General features: G+C 73.1%; 21 protein-coding genes. 11 read left to right on the forward strand and 10 right to left on the reverse strand.

Annotated features, from left to right (window positions below; translation table 11 throughout):
* Positions 1 to 54: 54 nt before the first annotated feature.
* The 9 genes from aroB to ACGFI8_RS25000 are packed head-to-tail and all read left to right on the forward strand — an operon-like array spanning position 55 to position 9,347.
* Entirely contained in the window at positions 55 to 1,236 is a 1,182-nt protein-coding gene (gene aroB / locus ACGFI8_RS24960) for a 3-dehydroquinate synthase (protein WP_392808387.1), read from the forward strand.
* Positions 1,233 to 2,126 (forward strand): SDR family oxidoreductase, encoded by an 894-nt coding sequence (locus ACGFI8_RS24965; RefSeq protein WP_392808388.1) that lies wholly within the window; start codon positions 1,233 to 1,235, stop codon positions 2,124 to 2,126. Before aroB ends, ACGFI8_RS24965 begins: the two co-directional genes overlap by 4 nt.
* Complete coding sequence (locus tag ACGFI8_RS24970; protein WP_392808390.1) at positions 2,123 to 3,085, forward strand: BadF/BadG/BcrA/BcrD ATPase family protein; 963 nt, start codon at positions 2,123 to 2,125, stop codon at positions 3,083 to 3,085. The genes ACGFI8_RS24965 and ACGFI8_RS24970 overlap by 4 nt, the downstream gene beginning before the upstream one ends.
* Positions 3,082 to 4,056 (forward strand): sugar phosphate isomerase/epimerase family protein, encoded by a 975-nt coding sequence (locus ACGFI8_RS24975; protein WP_392808392.1) that lies wholly within the window; start codon positions 3,082 to 3,084, stop codon positions 4,054 to 4,056. Before ACGFI8_RS24970 ends, ACGFI8_RS24975 begins: the two co-directional genes overlap by 4 nt.
* A 5-nt stretch (positions 4,057 to 4,061) precedes the next feature.
* A complete protein-coding gene (locus tag ACGFI8_RS24980; RefSeq protein WP_392808395.1) occupies positions 4,062 to 5,141 on the forward strand; it encodes a sugar phosphate nucleotidyltransferase in 1,080 nt (359 codons plus the stop codon).
* Positions 5,142 to 5,167: 26 nt separating this feature from the next.
* Positions 5,168 to 6,601 (forward strand): trehalose-6-phosphate synthase, encoded by a 1,434-nt coding sequence (locus ACGFI8_RS24985; RefSeq protein WP_392808398.1) that lies wholly within the window; start codon positions 5,168 to 5,170, stop codon positions 6,599 to 6,601.
* Complete coding sequence (locus ACGFI8_RS24990) at positions 6,598 to 7,395, forward strand: trehalose-phosphatase (protein ID WP_392808400.1); 798 nt, start codon at positions 6,598 to 6,600, stop codon at positions 7,393 to 7,395. Before ACGFI8_RS24985 ends, ACGFI8_RS24990 begins: the two co-directional genes overlap by 4 nt.
* The gene (locus ACGFI8_RS24995; RefSeq protein WP_392808402.1) at positions 7,392 to 8,273 is read left to right on the forward strand and encodes an aldo/keto reductase; all 882 of its coding nucleotides are present in this window, start codon (positions 7,392 to 7,394) and stop codon (positions 8,271 to 8,273) included. Before ACGFI8_RS24990 ends, ACGFI8_RS24995 begins: the two co-directional genes overlap by 4 nt.
* 48 nt (positions 8,274 to 8,321) lie before the next feature.
* On the forward strand, positions 8,322 to 9,347 hold the full coding sequence (locus ACGFI8_RS25000) for an LLM class flavin-dependent oxidoreductase (RefSeq protein WP_392808403.1): 1,026 nt from the start codon (positions 8,322 to 8,324) through the stop codon (positions 9,345 to 9,347).
* Between the two features lie 25 nt (positions 9,348 to 9,372).
* On the opposite strand, the gene ACGFI8_RS25005 is transcribed toward ACGFI8_RS25000, so the two are convergent.
* The 10 genes from ACGFI8_RS25005 to sbnA all read right to left on the reverse strand — a co-directional run bounded on the left by ACGFI8_RS25005 (position 9,373) and on the right by sbnA (position 18,725).
* Positions 9,373 to 10,494 carry an acyl-CoA dehydrogenase family protein gene (locus ACGFI8_RS25005; protein ID WP_392808404.1) on the reverse strand — a complete coding sequence of 374 codons (1,122 nt, stop codon included), beginning with the start codon at positions 10,492 to 10,494 and terminating at the stop codon, positions 9,373 to 9,375.
* Positions 10,491 to 11,063, reverse strand: a complete 573-nt coding sequence (locus ACGFI8_RS25010) for a hypothetical protein (protein WP_392808406.1) — start codon at positions 11,061 to 11,063, stop codon at positions 10,491 to 10,493. Before ACGFI8_RS25010 ends, ACGFI8_RS25005 begins: the two co-directional genes overlap by 4 nt.
* Entirely contained in the window at positions 11,060 to 11,788 is a 729-nt protein-coding gene (locus ACGFI8_RS25015; protein ID WP_392808407.1) for a hypothetical protein, read from the reverse strand. Before ACGFI8_RS25015 ends, ACGFI8_RS25010 begins: the two co-directional genes overlap by 4 nt.
* A 78-nt stretch (positions 11,789 to 11,866) precedes the next feature.
* A complete protein-coding gene (locus ACGFI8_RS25020; RefSeq protein ID WP_392808409.1) occupies positions 11,867 to 12,127 on the reverse strand; it encodes an acyl carrier protein in 261 nt (86 codons plus the stop codon).
* Positions 12,124 to 13,410: a type III PLP-dependent enzyme gene (locus ACGFI8_RS25025; protein ID WP_392808410.1), complete on the reverse strand. Its 1,287-nt coding sequence runs from the start codon at positions 13,408 to 13,410 to the stop codon at positions 12,124 to 12,126. Before ACGFI8_RS25025 ends, ACGFI8_RS25020 begins: the two co-directional genes overlap by 4 nt.
* A complete protein-coding gene (locus tag ACGFI8_RS25030; protein ID WP_392808412.1) occupies positions 13,407 to 14,774 on the reverse strand; it encodes an ATP-grasp domain-containing protein in 1,368 nt (455 codons plus the stop codon). Before ACGFI8_RS25030 ends, ACGFI8_RS25025 begins: the two co-directional genes overlap by 4 nt.
* Positions 14,771 to 15,730, reverse strand: coding sequence for a 3-oxoacyl-[acyl-carrier-protein] synthase III C-terminal domain-containing protein (locus tag ACGFI8_RS25035; RefSeq protein WP_392808414.1), 960 nt, complete (start codon positions 15,728 to 15,730; stop codon positions 14,771 to 14,773). The genes ACGFI8_RS25030 and ACGFI8_RS25035 overlap by 4 nt, the downstream gene beginning before the upstream one ends.
* A complete protein-coding gene (locus ACGFI8_RS25040; RefSeq protein ID WP_392808416.1) occupies positions 15,717 to 16,661 on the reverse strand; it encodes an ornithine carbamoyltransferase in 945 nt (314 codons plus the stop codon). Before ACGFI8_RS25040 ends, ACGFI8_RS25035 begins: the two co-directional genes overlap by 14 nt.
* A 16-nt stretch (positions 16,662 to 16,677) precedes the next feature.
* Complete coding sequence (gene sbnB / locus ACGFI8_RS25045) at positions 16,678 to 17,700, reverse strand: 2,3-diaminopropionate biosynthesis protein SbnB (RefSeq protein ID WP_392808418.1); 1,023 nt, start codon at positions 17,698 to 17,700, stop codon at positions 16,678 to 16,680.
* Positions 17,700 to 18,725, reverse strand: a complete 1,026-nt coding sequence (gene sbnA / locus ACGFI8_RS25050) for a 2,3-diaminopropionate biosynthesis protein SbnA (protein WP_392808420.1) — start codon at positions 18,723 to 18,725, stop codon at positions 17,700 to 17,702. The genes sbnB and sbnA overlap by 1 nt, the downstream gene beginning before the upstream one ends.
* Positions 18,726 to 18,867: 142 nt before the next feature.
* Between sbnA and ACGFI8_RS25055 the strand changes: the two genes are divergently transcribed.
* Positions 18,868 to 20,217 carry a condensation domain-containing protein gene (locus ACGFI8_RS25055; protein ID WP_392808421.1) on the forward strand — a complete coding sequence of 450 codons (1,350 nt, stop codon included), beginning with the start codon at positions 18,868 to 18,870 and terminating at the stop codon, positions 20,215 to 20,217.
* Positions 20,218 to 20,294: 77 nt separating this feature from the next.
* Positions 20,295 to 21,179, forward strand: a complete 885-nt coding sequence (locus tag ACGFI8_RS25060) for an aminoacyl--tRNA ligase-related protein (protein WP_392808423.1) — start codon at positions 20,295 to 20,297, stop codon at positions 21,177 to 21,179.
* Positions 21,180 to 21,184 lie beyond the last annotated feature (5 nt).

Below are 21,184 nucleotides of genomic sequence, written 5' to 3' on the forward strand. Positions count from 1 at the left end.
GTCGCGCGCCCATCGGCGCATCGGCGAACGCGTTCCTTCCGGGGGTGGGGTCTGATGGTGAACGGTGCTGGCGCCTACCAGGTGTTCTCCGATCGCCTCGCCGTCCCCGACGTCGCCGAGGAGCCGCTGCTCAGCGGCGCCGTCCGCTCCGACTGGTATCCCGTGCACATCACGGTGGACGAGAGCGAGGCGCTCGAGCGCCTGGCCGACGAGGTCGGCGACCGGCGGGTGGCCCTGATCAGCGACGACACCGTGCACGCGCTGCACGCCCACCGGCTCGCCGGAGCCCTCGCCGACCGCGGCATCGCCGTGTCCACCACCACGTTCCCGGCGGGCGAGGCCAGCAAGAGCATGGCGACCGCGGCGCGGCTGCTGGACTGGCTCGCCTCCGGCGCCGTGCGGCGGCGGGACGTGGTGGTCGCGATGGGCGGCGGCGTGGTGGTCGACACCGTCGGCTGGGTCGCGAGCGTCTACATGCGCGGTGTGCCCTACATCAACGTGCCCACGACGCTGCTGGCCGACGTGGATGCGGCGCTCGGCGGGAAGGTGGCCGTCGACCACCACACCGCCAAGAACCTCATCGGCGCGTTCTACCAGCCCAAGGCGGTCGTCACGAACATCGGCTACATCGATACGCTGGACGACCGCCAGCTGCGCTCCGGGCTCGCCGAGGCGGTCAAGAAGGGCATCATCTCCTCGCCGGAGCTGTTCGAGCTGACCGAGCGCAGCCATGCGCGGATTCTCGCCCGCGAGCCCGAGGCGCTGCGGCGGCTGGTCCACGCCGCGACGTCGGTCAAGTGCCGGCTGGTTGAGCGGGACCCGTACGAGCGGGACCTGGCCCGGCCGCTGAACCTCGGACACACCGTCGGACACGCCCTGGAGACGGTCACCGGCTACGGCCCGGTGCTGCACGGCGAGGCCGTGGCCGTCGGCATCGTCGCCGCCGCCCTCACCTCCGAGCGGCGCGGGCTGCTGCCGACCGACGGGCTCGAGCGCATGGTCGGCCTGCTCCGCGACATCGGGCTGCCGATCAGCCTGAGCCAGCTGCCGGTCGACGTCGCGGTCGAGGACCTGATCGGGGCGCTGGAGCAGATCCGCAAGATCCGCGACGGCAGCCTGCGCTTCGTGCTGCCCACGGCCCTCGGCGAGGTGGTCATCGCCGACGACGTGTCGACGGACGAGATCCGGGCCGCGGTCTCGGCTCGCATCGGCGAGTTCGCCGGTTCGCTCCGATGAGCACCGCCATCCTCGGCTGTGGCCTGATCGGCGCGGCGGTCCGGGCCCGGCTCGCCGGGGCCGGGCATCCGGTCTGGACGGTGTCGCGCTCGGCCGGGCCGGACCCGGGCGCGGCGGCGACGCACCTGCGCCATGACCTGAGCGTCCCGGCCGAGCGCGCCGCCCTGCGCGATGAGCTGTGCCGCCGCGCACCGCGGTGCATCGTGCTCACCCACGGGCCGAGCGACGTGAGCTGGATCGAGGACCACCCGGAGGCCGCCGGGGAGGTCCACGTCGGCGTCGCGGAGACGCTCGCCGCGCTCGGCGCCACCACCCGCGCGCAGCTGCTGATGGTCTCGACCGACAACGTGTTCTCCGGCCGGCAGGGTCATCGCCGGCCGTCGGACCGGATCGAGCCGCACAACGCCTACGGACGGATCAAGGCCCGCGCCGAACGGGTCGTGCTGGCGGCCGGCGGCCGGGTCCTTCGGGTCAGCCTCGTGTACGGCGACGCCGGTCCGGCTCACCGCGCGACATACGCGCAGCGCTGCCTGACGGCGGCCACCGCCGGCGAGGCCTTCCGGGCCCCCGTCGACCAGTCGTTCACGCCGGTGCACGTCGACGACGTCGCGAACGTCGTCGCGGCCATCGCGCAGACCCACGCCGCGAGCGCCGGCGTGGAGCACCTGGCCGGCCCGCAGGAGCTGAGCCGCTACGACTTCGCGCGGCTGGCGTACACCGTCGCCGGCGCCGACCCCAATCTGGTCAGGCCCTGCCTGCGCCGGGACACGACGTGGGCGTCCCGGCCGCGGTACTCCAGCCTTTCCAGCAGCGACTTCTCCGCGCTCGTGCCCGGTGCGTGGCCGCCGGCGACCCCCACGGAGGGCCTGCGGCGGATGGTGGGCGCATGACGCGGCCCGACGGCTGGTTCGCGGTCGACGCCGGCGGCAGCGGCACCCGGGTGCGGTGCGCCGCCGCCGACGGCGCCACCTGGACGGCCTGCTACCCGACCGTCAACCCGGCATCCAGCGGTGCCGGGGCGGACGCGACGCTCGCGGCGCTGTGCGCGGATCTGCGCGACCGGCTGACCGGACGGTGGGCCGGCTGGTTCGCCGGTGCGACGGTCGACGCCGACACCGTGGACGCGCAGGCCGAACGGCTGCGCCGCGCCGGCGCGCCGGCGGCCGACCTGGTGCTGTCCAACGACCTCGTGCCGATGGTGTGGGGCGTGCCGGCGCTCGCCGGGACGGGGGTCGCCGTCGTGTGCGGCACCGGCTCGGGCCATTTCGGCGCCCGGGCCGACGGTGCCACCGCGCGGGCGGGCGGCTGCGAGTACCTCGGCAGCGACGAGGGCAGCGCGTTCGATCTCGGCCTGCGTGGGCTGCGGGCGGCGGTGCGCGCGGGCGACGGTCGCGGTCCGGCGACGAAGCTGACCGCGCTGCTGGCCGCCCACGCCGGGCGGCAGGTCACCGACCTGGCGCGCGGCCTGGCCCTCGGCGCGTCGCCGAAGCGGCCGCTCGCAGCACTCGCACCGCTGGTCTGCTCGGCCTGGCTCGACGGCGACGCGGTCGCGGCGCGGCTCGTCGCCGAGGCCGTCGAGGAGCTCGCCCTCGGGGTCCGGGCCGTGGCCGGGCGGCTGGAGCTGCCGGCGCCCTACGGCGTCGCCGTGCTGGGTGGCCTGCTCACCGGCCGCCCGCAGCTGCGCGAGCTGCTGCAGGCCCGCCTCACGGCCTCCGGGGCGGGGGTCGTGGTGCACGTGCCCGACCCGGTCTCCGCCGTCCTGGCGGCCCTGCGGCACGTCGCCGGCCCGGACGGGTGGCCGGTCCTGCCGCCCGGGCTGCGCCCGCACGCCCGTCTGGTCCGGCTGTGAGCAGCGCCGCCGTGCCTGCCGTCGGGCTCTGCCTGGCGGCGTACTCCACGCTCGGCCTGCCCGCCGCGCTCGGCCACGCGGCCACGCTCGGCGACCTGTGGCTGGACCTGCCGACCGACACGACGCTCGGCCTCGTCGACGCCCGCCGCTGTCACGACGACGCCCGGTACCGCGACGACGTGGCCTCGATCCTCGCGGGAACGCGGGTCGGCGTCGTGAGCAACAGCCGCGACGGGCAGCTGCTGCTCGGCCCGCACGGCCCCTACGCCGGCCCGCTCGCCACCGGCTCCCCGCAGGAGCAGCGCGCGCACGCGGTCACCTGCGCGCTCGGCGCCATCCGGCTCGCCGCGCACCTGCGGGTGCCCGCCGTGCGGCTGCTCGTCGGCTGCCCGGATCCGGCGCTGTGGCTGTCCTGGCCGGGCGTGGCCTCCGGCTGGCAGCACAACGTCGAGCAGTTCTTCGAGCACGCGGCGCCGATCCTGCGCGCGGCCCGCGCCGAGGGCATCCGCATCCTGCTGGAGCCGCATCCCAAGCAGATCATCTACGACCGGGCCAGCGCCGAACTCGTCCTGGACGCGGCGCACGCCGACGGCGACGTGCTGGACCTGTGCATCGATCCGGCGAACCTCGCGGCGATGGGCCACGACCCCGTTCTGGCGGTGACCGGTTGGGGCGAGCGCCTGGCCGCCGTCCATGCCAAGGATCTGCAGCGCGCCCGAGGTGCCCGGCCGCCGGCCGGACCCGGCTGGAGCCGCTACGGCCCGCAGCCCGCGATCCGCTTCCGGGCGCTGGGCTGCGGCGAGCTGGACTGGCCGGCCGTCGTCGCGGCGCTGCTGGACGAGGGTTTCGGCGGTGTGGTGTACGTCGAGCACGAGGACGTGCTGCTGCCCAGGGCCCAGAGCGTTGCCCGCGGCGTGGAGCTGCTGCGCTCACTGCTGCCCGCCGACCGGCCGGAGGGACGGACATGGTGACACCGATGCACGACGTGCGGGCGGTACTGCTGGCCGGCGGCCGCGGCAACCGGCTCGGCCCGCTGACCGGGCAGCGCCCGAAGCCCCTGGTGCCGTTCGGCGGCCAGTGCCATCTCGTCGACTTCAGCATCGCCAACGCGCTCGGCTCGGGCCTCACCGAGGTGCTGCTGTTGTCGCACTTCAACGAGCAACGGCTCATCCGGTACCTGCGCACCCACTGGGAGCTGCCCGGCCGGATGCACATCCATCTGGGCCCGCACGACGCCGTGATCGACGCCGGCCAGGACGTCGCGCAGCTGCCGCCGCGCCCGCCGGAGCACGGGACCGCCGACGCGCTGCTCACCAACGCCGAGTTCGTGTTCGCCGACCGGTTCCGCGACGTACTCGTCCTGCACGCCGACCACGTCTACAACTACGACTACCGCCCGATGCTCGCCCACCACCGGGCCACCGGGGCGGCGCTGACGATCGGCTTCCAGGAGATCCTGCCCGAGTACGTGAAGCTGTTCGGGATGGTCGAGTTCGACGCGGACGGCTGGCTGACCGCGTTCGTCGAGAAGCCGGCCGAGCCGACCAGCAACCTGATCTTCAGCGCCTTCTGCCTGTTCGATCGGGCCGTGCTCGCCCGCTACCTCGAGACGTTGCGACACACCGCGTGGCAGCACGACCTGAGCCGGGACGTCATCCCGGCCATGCTCGCGAACGGCGAGCGGATCGCCGGCTTCCCGGTGCACTCGTACTGGGAGGACATCGGCACGGTCGAGCGGTACCACCGCGCGCACCTGCGGCTGCTCGGCGACCGGCCGACCCTGCGGCCGCACGACATGCCCCGCACGCTGCCCGGATCGGCGATGCGGCTCACCACCACGGCGGACCTGCGGATCCTGAACACGCTCTGCGCCGCGGACACCGTCGAGGGGCGCGTCGAGGAGTCGGTGGTCTACCCCGGCGCCACGGTCGAGCACGGCGCCACCGTGCGACGCAGCGTCGTGCTGCCGGGCGCATCGGTCGCCGCCGGGGCGGAGGTCTGCGACGCGATCGTGCTCGAGGGCGAGCACGTGACCGGCCACCGGACGGGATTCTAGGACCGCACCGAGGAAGGGAACCGCTCATGCCGAACAGGACGCCCGTGCTCGTCGCGGCGAAGGCCGCTCCCGTCGCCCACGAGGTCGTCGACGGTGCGATCGTCGCCCGGCTCAACGGCAGCACGGGCAGCGTCGCCGGCGACATCGCCGGCACCTTCGACGTGACCGTCGTGGCGAGCGCCGCGACGGAGGCGGATGTCAAGATGGCCCGCCGGCACCCCGACGGTCTCGTGGTCCGTTCGGCCGGCGGCCGGGACATCGCGCTGCAGCTCGTCGAGCACGCACCGCAGACCCTGGACCCGGCCCACTACGGCCACGTGACCGAGCTGTTGTGGCATTCGATGCACGGGCTTTGGGACGGCGCGACCGAGCCGACGTTCGGGCCCGCGACCGAGCCGGCGTGGGCGGCGCTGCACGCGCTGAACGACGACATCGCCGGCGCGCTGCTGCGCCGCTGCGACCGTGCCGGGGCCGCGTACCTCGTGCAGGACTACCAGCTGAGCCTGGTTCCGGCGAGGCTGCGCGCGGCCGACCCGCGGGCACGCATCCTGTACTTCCACCACATCGCCTGGCCCGGCCCCGACCAGCTGGCAATGCTGCCCGGCCACGTCGTGGCCGACCTGATGGCCGGGGTCCTGGCGGCGGACGTCGTCGCGGTCTTCGCGGAGCGCTGGCGGCGGCGCTTCCTGCGCTGCGTCGAGGAGTTCGTTCCGGGCGCGGTGGTCGACCACGACACCGCCACCGTGCACCACCACGGACGCACGACCCGGGTCGCCGTCGAGCCGCTCAGCTACGGCGCCGACGCCGTCGATGCACTCGACCGGCGATGGCCCGCCGAGCTGGAGGCCTGGGTCGCGGACGGGCCGCTGCTCGTGCACGCCGGGCGGACCGATCCGATCAAGAACGCCGACCGGGCGGTGCAGGCGTTCGAGCACGCCGTGACGTCGCCCGGGGGCCTCGACGCGCGGCTGCTGGTCCGGCTCCAGCCACACCGGCTCGGCATCGCCGCGAACCGTGACTACCGTGACCGGGTCGCTGCCGCCGTCGCCCGCGCCAACGAGCGCATCGGCGCCGAGCGGGTTCGGCTGCTCATCGACGACGACCGCCGGCTCACCTTCGGCTGCCTCGCCCGCGCCGACGTTGTCCTGGTCAACTCCGTCATCGACGGGCAGAACCTGACGGCGTTCGAGTGTTCGGCGGTCGGCCGGCGCAACCCCGTCCTGGTGATCACGCCGACCTGCGGGGCGAGCGAGGTCCTCGGCGACGACGCATTGCTGGTGCACCCGTTCGACATCGTGGAGCTGGCCGGCGCCATGCGACGGGCGGTGGCGATGCCCGCCGCCGAGCGGGCGGCGCGGGGGGAGCGGATGCGCGCGGCGGGCGACCGCGTCGCCCTGCCGAAGTGGGCCGCCCGGCAGCTGCGGCTGCTCGATGCACCGCAGGACGAGGCCGGCGAGTGACCGCCGGGGTGCTGGTCGCCGCCGACCTCGACGGCACGCTCGTGCCGGCGAGCCCCCATCTGCCGGGCTGGCGCGACGAGCGGGACGAGCTGCCGGGGTTCTGCGCCCGGCTGACCGGCACCGCCGGCGTGACGTTCGCGTGCGTGACGGGTCGCCGCGCCCTGAGCGCGCGCCGGGTGCTCGGCGCGGCGACCATCGTGGTCGGGCTGCACGGCGCCGAGGTGCTCCGGCCCGAGGACGACGAGCCGGTGCGACACCCGGTGCCGCCGGCCGTCGCCGCCGGGCTCCGCACGCTCGCGGCCCACGCCGAGGCGCTGGTCGCCCGCCTCAACGAGCGGCCGGACGGGCCCGGCCTGACCGTCGAGGACAAGGGACTCATCCTCACCGTGCACCACGTCGCGGTACCCGCCGCCTCGGCCGCCCGGATGCTGGCCCCGCTGGCCGGCCGCGCCGCCGCCGCGGGCCTGGTCGTGGTGCCCGGCCGGGGCTGGACCGAGGTGCGCCCGCCCGGCCTGCCCGACAAGGGCGACGCCGTGCTGGACCTCGTGCGGCGGCACCGCCCGGCCGTCCTCGCGGTGGCCGGCGACGACCGCGGCGACGCCGCCATGTTCCGTGCCGCCGGCCGGGCGATGGCCGAGGGCATGGTCAGCCGAGTGCACCGCATCCACGTGCGTGGACCGGGCGCCGAACAGTCCAACGAAGACCTGGCCGACGTCGTGCTCGACAGTCCTCGCGAATGCCGGGAACAGATCGTCGCGCTGGTCGCCCACAGAAAGGATCCGATACAGCGATGACGCTCTCGCACACGCCGAGCACCCGGGCCGGTGGAACCTACGCGATCGGCGGCGACCTGCCCGTCGCCCGGCTGGGCTACGGTGCCATGCGGCTGACCGGACCCGGGATCTGGGACCTGCCCGCCGATCCCGACAACGCCGTCGCGGTGCTGCGCCGGGCCGTCGAGCTCGGCGTGACCTTCATCGACACGGCCGACTGCTACGGCCCGTACGTCAGCGAGGACCTGATCCGCCGGGCCCTGCACCCCTACGACGGGGTCACCATCGCCACCAAGGGGGGCGTCGTGCGGCCCGGACCCGGCCTGTGGCGGCCGGTGGGCCGGCCGGAGTACCTGCGCCAGTGCGTCGAGATGAGCCTGCGCCGGCTCGGGGTCTGCACCATCGACCTTTACCAGCTGCACGCCATCGACCCGCTCGTGCCGCTGGCGGACCAGCTCGGCGTCCTCGCGGAGCTGCGGGCCGAGGGCAAGATCCGCCACATCGGCCTCTCCGAGGTGACGGTCGCCGAGATCGAGGCGTCCCGGGCCTTGACGCCGATCGCCTCGGTGCAGAACCAGTACAACCTCACCGAGCGGCGCTCCGAGGAGGTGCTGGCGCACTGCGAGCGCGAGGGAATCTGCTTCATTCCCTGGTTCCCGCTGGCCAAGGGGGTCCTCGCGCGCCCCGGCGGCGGGCTGGAGACGGTCGCCGCGGCGCTCGGCGCCACGCCGTCGCAGGTGGCGCTCGCCTGGCTGCTGCGGCGTTCGCCGGTCGTTGTGCCGATCCCGGGCACCACGTCGCTGTCGCACCTGGCGGAGAACTGCGCGGCGGCCGCCCTCGAGCTCACCGACGAACAGGCGGCCGAGCTGGATGCCCCGGCCGGGTCCGCCGGCACCTGAGCGACCCCGATCGCAACCCGAAGAACGCCATCACAGAGAGGCGAAGTGGTGTCCGACGTAAGGATATTCTCGACCATCCCACCCGCGAGCCGCTCCGGCGGGAACTACCGCGAAGAGGTGCGGCGCGCGGCACAGTTGAGCGAGGCCGTCGGCTTCGTCGGTGCCCTGGTCTACTCGGACAACAACACCATTGATCCGTGGGTGGTGGCCCAGGAGGTGCTCTGCGCCACCGAGCGCTTCAAGCCGCTGGTCGCCCTGCAGCCCGTGTACATGCACCCGTACGCGGTCGCGAAAAAGCTGGCCAGCTACGGGGTGCTCTACGGCCGGGGCATCTGCCTGAACCTGGTCGCCGGGGGCAGCCGCGCCGACCTGGCCGCCCTTTCGGACACGACGGAGCACGACCACCGCTACGGGCGGCTGGCGGAGTACGCCCGGCTGATCGGACTCCTGCTCGACGGCGCCGGGCCGGTCACGTTCGACGGCGAGCACTACCGGGTCAAGGGGCTGGCGCTCTTCCCCGCGCTGGCGGAGCACCTGCGCCCCGAGTTGTACATCTCGGGCTCCTCCGAGGCCGGTCTCCAGGCCGCCCGGGAGCTCGGCGCCGTCCCCGTGCGCTATCCGGAACCGCCGGCCGCCGACGGCTCCGGCATGGACCCGAGCCTGCGCGGTGGCGGTGTGCGCCTCGGCATCGTCGCCCGCGACTCGGACGAGGACGCCTGGCGCGTCGCGCACGAGCGCTTCCCGGCCACTCGCGCCGGGCGAATGCTGCAGAAGATGGCGCGCGACGCCACCGACTCGCGGTGGCTCGCCGCGCTCTCCGACGCCGACGAGTTCCCCGGCGGGCCCGGCAGTCCCTACTGGATGGGCCCGTTCCAGCAGTACGCCACGTTCTGCCCCTATCTGGTCGGCACCTACGACAAGGTCGCCGACGAGGTCGCCCGGTACATAGCGGCGGGCTGCCGGACGTTCATCATGGACACCGCCCGCGCCGACGACGACTACGAGGTGAACCGTGCCGTGTTCGACCTCGCGCTGAGCCGAGTGCCGGCCGAGCGGCTCCCGGCCGCCGGCTGAGCCCGCACGAGGCCACGCCCGGCCCTCAGCCGGGCGTGGCCTTGATGTACTCGCGGGCGATGTGCTGACGCTGGATGTCGCTTGTGCCCTCCATGAACTCGAACGCGCAGACGTCCCGGGCCCACTTCTCCAGCAGCGGCTGCTCGATCAGCGCGAGCGGCCCGAGCGCCCCGATCGCGAACCGGACCGCGTCCCAGGCGAGCCTGGTGGCGGACAGCTTCGCCGTGCTGGAGTCCGCGGGAGACCGGGCGTGATCGACCGCGTGGCCAGCCGCGTACAGCAACTGGCGGCACTCGGCCGACCGGGCGGAGAGCACGTCCAGGCCCCGCGCGCCGGGGCGCTCCACCGCGACCAGGTCCAACACGGCCTGGGCGGTGCCGGCGGCGAGCGCGGCCACGTTCACGCGCATGTGGTGGAAGACGCGCATCGCGCCCCACAGGCCGCGCCGGCTGACGGGCAAGTGCCGGCCGAGCAGCATCTCGGCCCCGACCGGCACCCCGTCCAGGTCGATGGCGGCGAGCCTCGCACCGCGCAGGCCGACGGTTTCCAGCCGTTGCGTCGACAGGCCCGGCGCGGGCACGGTCACCAGCGCGGCTCGTATCGACAGCGGTCCGGGGCCGGTGCGCGCGAAGATCACGCCGACGCCACCGTGCGCGGCGTTGCCCACGTACCGTTTCGCGCCCCGGAGCCGGTAGCCGTCGCCGTCCGGCTCCAGCGCAGTCTCCAGCGCCGTCGCGTCGCTGCCGCGCCCCGCCTCGGTCATCGCGAAGAACGATCCGGTGCGCCGTTGTGCGAGCGCCCGGTAGAAGTAGTCGCACTGGTCCGGATCGCCGAGCTCGTCCAGCAGCCGGCCGGCCAGTCCGGGGCCGGGCCAGGTCAGCATCGTGCCGGCGTCGGCGCGTCCGAACTCGATCGTGCACACCACCTGGGCCAGGCACGACCCGGCGGGGAACGTGTGCCGGCCGATCCGCAGCGGCTCGGCGTACCGGGCCGGTGTGGTCAGCGCGGTGAGCGTACGGTGGGCGGTCAGGTCGCCGATCGCGCAGTACGGATCGGCGTCCACGGCGAGCGCGTGGCGGCGCAGCTCCGGGGCCATCTCCGCGGCCGCGCCCCGCAGCATGGTGAGGCGGTCGTCCAGCTCGGTCACGACGCCGGCCCGATCCAGACGTCGGCGACCAGCGTCGAGACGTGCAGGGCACGGGCGGGGTGGTCGGTGAGGTAGCCCTCGGCGCCGAAGAACCGGATCACCGTCCAGCCGGCGGTGGTCAACCGCTCGTGCCGGTCGGCGACCACGCCGGCCGACGCGTCCGGCGGGAGCGGCGACGCGGTGGTCGCGAGCACGGCCGCGACGTCCGCGACCGCGCCGCGCACGAGCTGCTGGTCGATCAGCGGTACGCCGCCGAAGCGCCGGCCGCGTAGCCGATCGACGGCCAGCTCGAGAAGGCGGGCCAGCACGCCGTGCCGTAGCTCGGCGAGCGCGCCGGCCGCCCGGCCGACGAGGCCCGCTCCCCCGAGGTCGACCGGAAACCGGACCAGGGCGAGGCCCTCCAGCGAGGCCAGCGGGTGCGGCCGCACCGCGACTGCCGCGGGCAGCTCGCCGGCGGGCAGCACGGCGACGCCGGAGCGGGCCGCCGCGGCGATGTCCACACCGTGGAGGACGGCGGCCAGGCCGGCGGCGATGCACCCGGCCGGCGGATCCGGATGCACCGCGCTCACGCCGCGTCCGCGGGGTGCAGCGCCACGCGGAACAGCAGCGCGGCGTGCGGGTCGTAGTCGGCGACGATCGTCGTGCGGTCCGGCGCCCATACGTCCGCGAGCGCGAGCCAGGGGCTGGTGCACAGGTGCCGGTCCGGGCCCGCGACGATGCCGTGCGCGGCGAGCTGGCCGGGCGTGAGGTACTCGGCCAGCCGGGCGCCGACGACGATGCGGCAGTCCGGGAGCCGTCGCGCCTCGGCGAGCAGCGCCTCCGCCGGATCGTCCACCGGTTCCTGGACCACCTCGCCGATGACCGTGCTATCGGCGCCGGCCGCCTCGCCGGTGCGCAGCAGCACCGCGCAGTCCCGAATCTGCCGCTCGCGCGTGTCCGGGTCGTGGTAGTGGGCGGTGGACTGGTCGAGCACCAGCACGGCGCCGCGTCGCTCGCCGGCGGCCCGCAGTCGGTCGAGGATGTGCAGCGCCGTGAACGGGGCGCCGACCCCCTGCTCGGACACGGAGAACACGTCAGGCTCGCCGGGGCAGACGGTGGCGACGTACCCGCTCGCGGCCTCGGCAATTTTCAGATCGGGCAGATGGTACGCGAGCACGACCGTGTCCAGCGTGGACAGCGGCCGGTCCAGGCTTTGCAGCAGTTCGGCCACCATGTGCACGAACGAGTTGCCCGGGCTGCGCTCGTAGCCGGCCGGGTCGGGCTCCATGCCGTACCTGGCGAGCAGGTCGGGCATGGCACCCCGTTCCAAGTCGGACTGGACACAGCGAGCCTGCCCGGTGATGACCCGGACCTCGGGACGGCCCAGCACCGCTTACCCGGCCGACTGGTGTACGACGTGGGCCTCGAGGTACCCGACGAGCGAGGCCACGGTCTCGAACACGTCGGCGGTGACCGTCTCCGGGTCGATCCGCACGTCGATCGCGTCCTCCAGCTCCATGATCAGCTCGATCACGCCGGTGGAGTCGAGGCCGAGTTCGGCGAAGAGCCGCGTGTCGTCGTTCAGTTCGCCGATGTCCTTGTGCAAGACGTCGGCGAGCGCGTCCCGCAGCACGGCCCGAATGTCGGCGGTCATGTGCTCTCCTCGCAGTTGGAAGTGGTCAGGAATGAAAGGTCGGGGTGGGTGCGCTGGGCCCGCAGCACGTCTTCCACGGTGTCCCGCTCGCGGACCAGGTAGGTCCGTCCGCGCCGGACCATGACCTCGGCCGGGTAGCCGTGGCTGAGGAACAGACCGGGCGAAGCGCTCGGTCCGTACGCGCCGGACCGGCGGACACCGATCAGGTCGCCCGGAACCAGTTCGGGCAGTCGCACGCCCTTGCCGACAGTGTCGTTGGGCGTGCACAGCGGGCCGGTGAGCGTCCAGGGGATCAGCGGCCCGTCGGCGGGCCGGGACAGCAGCTCCATCGGGAAGTTGCGTTTGACGAACGAGCCGATGCCCACCGCGGCCATGTGGTGGTGTGTCCCCCCGTCGGCGACCGCGAAGCGCTCACCCATCGACTCCTTCACGTACCGCACTCGCATCAGGTACGTGCCGGCGAGCGCGGTGAGGTACCGGCCGGCCTCCATGAGCAGCCGGGTCCCCGGGTGCGTCGCGGCGAACCGGTCGATCAGCGGGTTGAGGTCCTTGGCCAGGGCGGTGAGGTCGAAGTCGGACTCACCGTCGAAGTACGCCACCCCGAGGCCGCCGCCGATGTCGACGGCGTCCAGCCGGATGCCGCAGGTCGCCGCGACCCGGTCGGCCAGATCCAGAATCTGCTCGGTGTTGCGCACGACCACGTCGGGGTCCAGGATTCGGGTGCCCAGGTACACCTGAATGCCGGCCACGTCGACGTGGGGCAGCGAGGTCAGGCGCGCATCGCCGGCCAGCACCTGCGCCTCGTCGATGCCGAACTGACGCGGCTTGCCGCCCATCGTCAGTCGTGATCCGGAGACCGAGGAGGCCGGGTTGACCCGCAGCAGGACCCGTTGCCGGACACCGCGCTCCCGTGCGGCCGCCTCGATGTCGTCGAGCTCGGCGAAGGATTCCGCGATGATCGCGTACACCCCCGCGTCGACGCAGGCGGCGATCTCCTCCGGGCTCTTGCCGGGTCCGAGGAACACGATGTCGGCGGCGTCGGTGCCGGACGCTCGCACGGTGGCGAGCTCCGCCAGCGAGGACACCTCGGCACGCGCCCCGGCCGCGCGCAGCACGTCGTAGACGCCGCGGTTCGGGTTGGACTTCAGCGAGAAGAACACCTCGAGCGCCGGATGCAGGGTCGCGCGCAGGCCGCGCAGGTGCTCGTCCAGCCAGTCCCCGTCGTAAACGTAGGTCGGGGTACCGTACGTCGCCGCGATGTCGGCCCAGTCGATTCCGGTCACGGCCCGGCCACCACCATTTTCGTCAATGCGGCCTCGGCCGCGTCCCGTAGATCTCGGACCTCGGCCGCTGTCTCACCGATGCAGATGCCGTACAACCGCCCGTACGATTCCTCACCGTCGACGACGGCGGCGTTCAGCGTCGCGAAGTTGTTGATCAGGACGCCCCTGCGGTCCCCGGCATCCAGCGCCAGATCGCCGAGCGCCGCGACCACCTGCTCGAAGCCGTACGTCCGTCGCGGCCGCAGATCGAACACGGTGGCCAGCGCGCACTGCTCGCGGTCCAGCAAGCGCTCGGCGACGCGGTTCTGATACGTCGCCATGTTGAACCGGGCGTTGATCTCCAGACACGGGTAGAGCGTGCCGTCGACACCGAGCATGGCGTCCACGCCGACCAGCCCGAAGTAGCCCTCGGCGGCCAGGGCGCGGCCGATCTCCGCGGCGGCCTTCTCGAGTTCGCCGGTCTGCTCCGGCCGCAGCGTCGGCGGGAACAGGTGACCGCGGTGTACCCCGCCGTCGACCAGCGCTGTCTTGACCGTCTCGAAGTGCACGGCGCCGTCGCGGCCGACGATGAACTGGTAGTTGAGGTCGCACGCCTTGTCGATCCAGCGCTCGACGACCAGCGAGGCCCGGCCGTCGGGGTGGTAGCGGCCCATGGACCGCAGCAGCCGCTCGGCCTGCTGGGCGCGGTCCAGCACGACCATGCCCCGGCCCGACACGCCGAGGGACTCCTTGACCACCACCCGCACGCCGTCGCCGGGCACGAACCGGGTCCGCAGCGCCTCGGCCAGCTCGGCGACCGTGCGGCACTCGGTTCCGGGCACCGGCGTGAGCCCGGCCGCGTCGACCAGCTCACGGCTGAATATCTTGCCGTTCACCCGCTTGCACACAGCGGCCCCCGGCGCGGCCAGGGGCAGACCGGTGACCGCCGACAGGCGCTCCTCATCGGGCGACACGCCCAGTGGCATCAGGTACGTCCCGCCGTCGGCGAGCGCGGCGAGGGCAGCCAGCAGCCGCGGCGAGTCCAGCGCGTTCGCGGTGACGGACTGGGCCGGCTCGTTGCGGTCGACAATCATCCGCCGGCCCGCCGCCAGGTCCAGCGACCGGAGGTAGGCGAGGTAGGCGTCGTCCACCGGGGCCTTGAGCACGACGGCGTCCCTGTCGTCGGCCAGCAGCACCCCGCACTCCTCCATGCGGTTGACCGTGACGCCGGTGAACGTCAGGCCCGCACCGGGCAGGCCCGGCTCGTCGCGGCCCCAGACCCGTTCGACCTCGAAGTTGTTGAGGTAGACGAACCGCGCGCTGGCATCGCCCACGACGGCGCGCTTCAGACGGGCGGTGAACGTCGGATCGGTCGGATCGGTCATGGCACATCACCGATCCGCAGCACGACCGCGGCGAATGTCCCGCCCTGGCCCGCCGTGACGAGCAGCGCCGCGTCGCCGGGTCGCACGGCGCCGGCGCGCCGGGCGTCGACCAGGTTGACGAAAGGGTCCGCACCGAAGCAGTGCGCGGTGCGGGGCACATTGTCGAGGTAGATCCGCTCGAGCGGGAAGCCGGTCTGCTCGGCCAGGTTCGACCAGGACAGCCGGTTCACATTGTGCGGCAGCATGAGGGCGATGTCGTCGAGGCCGAGACCGGCGTCCGCGACCGCGTCGCGCATCACCTCCCACAGCGTCGGCAGGTAGATCTTCTGGTATTGCCGCCGCAGTTCGACCGGCATGTCCACCGACTGGTAGTACTCGCCGAGCGTGCGGCGAGCCGAGCCGATCACCGTGTCGGCGGCGCCGCCGAGGCCGGCCACAATCGCCACGGCTCCGTCGCCGACCACCGTGGTACCCGGGATGACCTGCAGCTTCCGGCAGTTCGCGCGCTCGCCCACCAGCAGCAGCGCGAGGCTGCCCGGCGGCTCGGCGCGCAGCAGCGCCGCGAGCACGTCCAGCGCGTTCAGTCCGGTCGCGCAGTTCTGGTGCGCCATCGAGAACGCCCGGGCCTCGCGCAGCCCGAGCTTGCCGGACAGCGTGCGCACCAGGCCCACGGCCGGCGGCGCCACCAGCTGCATCGTGTGCGCGTGGACCAGGTAGCGCACCCGCGAGCGGTCGAGCCCGGTCAGCGCCTCCTCGGCGATGCCGTGCAACATGTCCAGCACCGAGTAGGGCTCCGCGTCGGCGACCCGGTCCAGGCCGAGGAAGCTCGTCAGCATCCGCAGCGCGCCGGCGGACAGCCCCAGCTCGCTGGAGATCTCGGTGATCGAGACGGAGGACGTCGCCCGGAACGGCACCATCCGGTGCAGCCGCAGCCGGTGCTCGTCAGCCCGCACCATGACACCACTCCAGGACCGCCATGGCGCTGTACATCTTGGACTCCGCCTGGGTGAAGGCGATGCTGGCCGGCCCGTCGAGGACCTCGGCGTCGACCTCCTCGCCCCGGTGCGCCGGCAGGTCGTGCATGAACACCGCCTTCGGCATGGCGCTCATCACCGCCGTCGTGACCCGGAACGGGTCGAACACGGCCCGCCAGTCCGGGTCGGGCTTGCTGGTGCCGGTCGTCTGCCAGCGCGCCGTATACACCACCTCGGCGTCCGCCGGCAGCTCGGCCATGTCGTGCCGCTCGCGGATGACGGCGCCGCTGGCCGCGGCCGCGGCCGCGGCCCGGTCCCGGATCTCGGCGGCGAGGCCGTACCCGGGCGGCGTACGCAGGTCCAGCCGGACGCCGGGGTACCGGCTGAGCCCGAGCGCCAGTGCCGCCGCCGTGTTGTTGCCCTCGCCGACGTAGAGCAGCCGCAGCCCGTCGACCGCGCCGAACTGTCCGGCCAGCGTGGTCAGGTCGGCCAGGGCCTGCGTCGGGTGCTCGTCGGCGCTCATCGCGTTGACCACCGCCATCCTCTCCTGCCGGGCCCAGGCCCGCATCTCCGCCGGGTCGCCGGCGGTGCGGGCGACCAGGGCGTCGAGCATGCCGGCCAGCACGCGGCCGGTGTCCTCGCTCGTCTCCCCCGTGTTCAGTTGCAGATCGCCCGGTCCGTACGCGACCACCGATGCGCCGAGTCGCAGCGCACCGGCCGAGAAGGCGGTCCGAGTGCGGGTCGACGTCCGGCTGAAGTACAGACCGATCACCGAACCGGCCAGTGTCGGCTGCGGCCGGAGCCCGGCGGCCGCGCCCCGGGCGAACTCGCCGCCCCGCGCGACGATCCGGCGTATGTCCACATCGGACAGATCACTCAGCGAGATCACGTGGCGTGCTGTGTCACGACACACGGAACCACCTCCTCAGCTACCAGCGTTCGACGGTTGCGTAGAAGTCCGCCACCGCCAGGCACCGCCCGGCGGCCAGACCGGCGCGGAACACCCGCAGCCCGACGGCGAGGTCGAGGACGCCGAGCCCGAATGGCGAGAAGATCCGCGGCTTGGCCGCGGTGATGTCGAGTTGACCGCGCAGCAACTCGGCGATCGTGCCGTCGACGAACTCGCGGTGCCCGTAAGCCTGCGCGGCGAGGTGCGGCGACGTGCCGGCGGTGAGGCAGTGCTCCACGTCGTCGAGGACGTTGTGGGCGGCGGCGATCAGCTCCGGGCCGATGTCGCGCAGCGACAGGTTCAACACCGTCTGGCCGGCGACGAAGGCTCCGGGGTCGAGGATGTACGGCGTCGCGGCGGTCGTTGCCAGCACGACCACGTCGGCGCCGTCCACCGCGTCGCCCAGCTTGTCGGCGACGGTGCCGGGCCAGCCGAGACCATCGGCGTAGCTCGCGAGCCGGTCCGCGTATTCGGGCACCGCGTCGTACACGGCCACGCCGTCGATACGCCACCGCTGGGCGTGCAGGAAGTCCAGCACCGTCCGCGCGATGACGCCGGCGCCGACGACGGCGACCTTAGCGGCGGCGCGGGAACCGTGCAGGGCCTCCGCGGCCAGCGCCGCCGAGGCGGCGGTGCGGGCCGCGCTGATCGCGGCCGCCTCCAGCACCGCGAACGGGTACCCGGTCGACAAATCGTTGAGGACCAGTACCGCCGAGGCCCGCGGCAGGTTGCGCTCGACGTTGCCCGGGAAGCTGGCGATCCACTTGATGCCGGCGACGCCCGGCGGACCGGCCGCATCGGTGCCGCGCAGCGCGGCCGGCAGCGCGATGATCCGCGCGGCGGGGTCGTCCGGGAAGCGCAGGAAGTGGCTGCTCGGGTTCACCGTCGCGCCGTCGTGGTGTGCGAGGTACGTCTCTCGGACCAGCTCGACGATGCCCGGCCGGTCGGCGGCGAGGAGTTCGGCGACGTCCGGCCCCCGCATGACATGGAAGGGGAAGGCCATCAACGCTCCTCGGTCGTCAGAGTGAGCGCCGCGGCACCGACGGGATCGAGGGACCGCGGCGCGAGGTACTCCAGTTCGAGGCACTGCGGGCCGAACCGCTCGGACACCCAGGCGTCGTCGTAGATGGACTGGGCGTAGCGGTCCCCGAAGTCCGGGGAGATGCCCACGATGCGGGCGCCGGCCGGCAGGTACGGTGCGGTGCCGAGGATCGCGGAGACGACCGAGCCGGTGGACCCACCCGCGAACAACCCGTATCGGCGCCGCAGCCAGCGGCAGACGGCGACGGTGTCCGGCTCGGCCACCGTCACCACCTCGTCGACCAGCTCCGGCCGCAGGATCTCCGGCCGGCGGCTGGTGCCGATGCCCGGGATGAACCGGGGCTGCGACGGCCCGCCGAAGCTCACCGAACCGAGCGCGTCGACCGCGATGATCTTCGTGGCCGGGGAGACCCTGCGGAAATGATGCACGCAGCCCATCAGAGTGCCGGAGGTGCCGGTGCCGACGAAGAGATAGTCCAGGTCCGGGAAGGCGTTGGTGATCGCGGTTGCCGTGGTCTGGTCGTGGGTGATCCAGTTGACCGGGTTCGCGTACTGGTTCAGCCAGACCAGGTCCGGGTCGCGGGCGAGCCGCACGCGGATGTACGCGATGCGGCTGCCCAGGTAGCCGCCATTGCCATCGGGCGAGTTGACGGTGACGATCTCGGCGCCCAGGGCCCGCATGACGTCCAGGCTGTGCGGTGACGCGTTCGGGTCCGTCACACAGACGAAGTCGTACCCCTTCCCCGCGCACACCATGGCGACCGCGACGCCGAGCCCGCCGGAGGACGACTCGATGACGCGGCTGCCCGGCCTGAGCAGCCCGCGCTCCTCGGCGTCCTGAATCATGCGCGCGGCGGCCTTGAGCTTGATCGTTCCCGCCGGGTTCAGGCCCTCGATCTTCAGGTGGATGTCGACGTTCGGGGCCGCATCCCCAAGATGCAGAAACACGTCGTCAACGATCATGTCGTACGCATGTTCGTAGATCACAGCCGTCAACCCCACGTCCGAAGCGACCAACGCCCACCGACGCTAGGAGGGCGGCGCGGGTCGGACCAGGCAACTACGCGGCAGTTGTAGTTGCCGCCGCAGGTTCCTGTTTCCGATTTCCGCCGCATGTCCTACTGGTCGAGTGGTGTACCGCCAACACGTCCCGGGGGAAGCCGGCCATCCGCTCACCATCGGCCAGGAGGCCCTCTGGTTCATCCAGGAGCTGGTTCCCGACTGCGCCGCCTACAACGTCGCCGGCGCCGTCACGCTGCACTCCACTGTGGACGTCGACCGGTTGGCGGCGGCCGTGTCCCGGGTGTTGTCGAGCCACCGGCTGCTGCACGCGGTGTTCCGCGCGGTCGACGGCACGCCCCGGCGCTTCGCCGGCCCCGCCGGCACCCTCGAGGTGTACGACGTGCCGGGCGACGACGACGCGGTGCGCCGGTTCGCCACCGACCTGGTGCAGACCCCGTTCCGGCTGGCCGCCCGACCGGCGGTCCGGGTGGCGCTGCTGCGCCGCGGCGACGACGACGTGCTGCTGATCACCGCGCATCACATCATCCTCGATGACGTGTCGCAGGTGGTGCTGCTGTTCGACATCCTCGACGAGTACGCGGCGGCCGGCGGCGGCGACCCGCACACCCCGGCGGACGACGGCAGCGACTTCGACGCGTACCTGGTCGAGCAGGAGCGGTTCATCGCATCGCCGCGGGCCGCCGCTTCGGGCGATCACTGGCGGCGCGAGCTCGCCGCGGTCCCCGGCTACCTGGAGCTGCCGACCGACCACCCCCGGCCCGCGGTGCACCAGTTCGTGGGCGCCGAGCTCCGGTTCGACCTGCCGCCCGAGCTCCTGGCCGGGGTCAGGCAGGCGGCGTCGCGCTACAACACCACGCCGTTCGCAGTGCTGCTCTCGGCGTTTCAGCTCGTACTGTTCCTGGCCAGCGGGCAGACTCGGTTCATCGTCGGCTACCCGACGACCCAGCGGTCCTTCCGGCGGTACCGCCGGTCCATCGGGTACTTCGTCAACTCGCTGCCGCTGTGCACCGAGATCGACCTCGACGGGCCGTTCGACCAGCTGGTGCGCCGCACCGGCGAGAAGCTGCTCAGCGGGCTGCTGCACCGGCAGTACCCGTTCGCGCTCATGCCCCGGCTGACCTCGGTGCGACGCAACCCGAGCCAGGCCGGCCTGCTGCCGGTGATGTTCGTGATGAACACCGACACCGGCGACGAGCTGTCCGCCGCCATCCTGCCGGGCCGTCGCGTCGAGCGCGCCGGCGTCGCGATGTCGCGGTTCGACGTACCCCAGCAGCTGGGCCAGTTCGACCTCACGATGCACGTGATGTCCAGCGGGCTGGAGACGCTGACCAAGATCAAGTACAACACCAGCCTGTTCACCGAGCAGACCGCCGCTCGACTGGCCGAACGTTACGTTGCTGTGCTCGCGGCGGCCGCCGACGGCACCCTTCCGCCCACGCTGCGCGACGTGCGCTGAGCAAGCGCGATGCGGCCCGTTCGCGCAGCCCTGCCCTCACCGAAGCGCCTCACCGAAGCAAGGAGCATGGGAAGAGCATGACAGCCGAGATGACAGCCCTGCCCGGGACCGCGTCGCGGGACGCGTTCGGTCCACTGGTGGACGGCGACTGGGCACTACCACCGACCGCGAACGGACTGCTGAGCTTCACGCCGAAGTTCGAGTCGGTGGTGGCGGGCCTCCAGGCCGTGCTGACGGGGTCCGATCCGTTCGGCTCGGCCGGGCCGATCTGGTACGCACCCGTGGTGCCGCGGGCCACCATCGACCGCTCCGAGTACGCCGACGGCTTCCCCAACCTGCTCGGCACGGTGCACGCGCTGGCCCTGGACGCGTCGGCCGACACGGTCGTCGGCGAGGAGGACCGGGGCGCGACCGATCTGGTGCTCGCGCCGGCCGTCTGCTACAGCGTGTACCCGCGCATCGCCGACGGCGTGATCGAAGGTCCTCGGCACTTCGACGCGGCGGGCTACTGTTATCGGCACGAGGCGACCAGCGAGCTCGGCCGGTTCCGCTCCTTCCGGATGCGGGAGTTCGTCATGGTGGCCGACGCGGCGACCGCACGGGACTGGCGCGACGCGTGGATCGCCCGCGGTGAGGCGCTGTTCGCGCGGCTGGGGGTCACCGTCTCCGTCGTGCCGGCGAGCGACCCGTTCTTCGGCCCGGGCGCCCGGCTCATGCGCAACAGCCAGAAGCAGCAGGATCTCAAGTACGAGTTCGTGGCGGCACTGCCCGGGCAGGCGACCGGCACCGCGATCGCCTCGGCCAACTACCACAAGGATCACCTCGGCCTGCGCTTCGACATCAGCTACCGCGGCCAGGAGCCGGCCCACACCGCGTGCACGGCGTTCGGCATCGAGCGCATCGTGCTGGCGCTGATCCAGGTGCACGGCGCCGATCTGGCCGACTGGCCCACGCTGGCCTGACGCGA

The sequence above is a fragment of the Dactylosporangium sp. NPDC048998 genome (genome assembly GCF_043197855.1).
GTDB lineage: Bacteria > Actinomycetota > Actinomycetes > Mycobacteriales > Micromonosporaceae > Dactylosporangium.

Bases quoted from the DNA above. Each gene is read 5' to 3' on its own strand.
- ACGFI8_RS25035 (WP_392808414.1), bottom strand. From the start codon at position 15,730: ATGGTGCGGGCTGACGAGCACCGGCTGCGGCTGCACCGGATGGTGCCG.
- ACGFI8_RS24980 (WP_392808395.1), top strand. From the start codon at position 4,062: ATGCACGACGTGCGGGCGGTACTGCTGGCCGGCGGCCGCGGCAACCGG.
- ACGFI8_RS24985 (WP_392808398.1), top strand. From the start codon at position 5,168: ATGCCGAACAGGACGCCCGTGCTCGTCGCGGCGAAGGCCGCTCCCGTC.
- aroB (WP_392808387.1), top strand. From the start codon at position 55: ATGGTGAACGGTGCTGGCGCCTACCAGGTGTTCTCCGATCGCCTCGCC.
- sbnB (WP_392808418.1), bottom strand. From the start codon at position 17,700: ATGGCCTTCCCCTTCCATGTCATGCGGGGGCCGGACGTCGCCGAACTC.
- ACGFI8_RS24965 (WP_392808388.1), top strand. From the start codon at position 1,233: ATGAGCACCGCCATCCTCGGCTGTGGCCTGATCGGCGCGGCGGTCCGG.
- ACGFI8_RS25060 (WP_392808423.1), top strand. From the start codon at position 20,295: ATGACAGCCGAGATGACAGCCCTGCCCGGGACCGCGTCGCGGGACGCG.
- ACGFI8_RS25020 (WP_392808409.1), bottom strand. From the start codon at position 12,127: ATGACCGCCGACATTCGGGCCGTGCTGCGGGACGCGCTCGCCGACGTC.
- ACGFI8_RS25030 (WP_392808412.1), bottom strand. From the start codon at position 14,774: ATGACCGATCCGACCGATCCGACGTTCACCGCCCGTCTGAAGCGCGCC.
- ACGFI8_RS25015 (WP_392808407.1), bottom strand. From the start codon at position 11,788: ATGCCCGACCTGCTCGCCAGGTACGGCATGGAGCCCGACCCGGCCGGC.
- ACGFI8_RS24970 (WP_392808390.1), top strand. From the start codon at position 2,123: ATGACGCGGCCCGACGGCTGGTTCGCGGTCGACGCCGGCGGCAGCGGC.
- ACGFI8_RS24995 (WP_392808402.1), top strand. From the start codon at position 7,392: ATGACGCTCTCGCACACGCCGAGCACCCGGGCCGGTGGAACCTACGCG.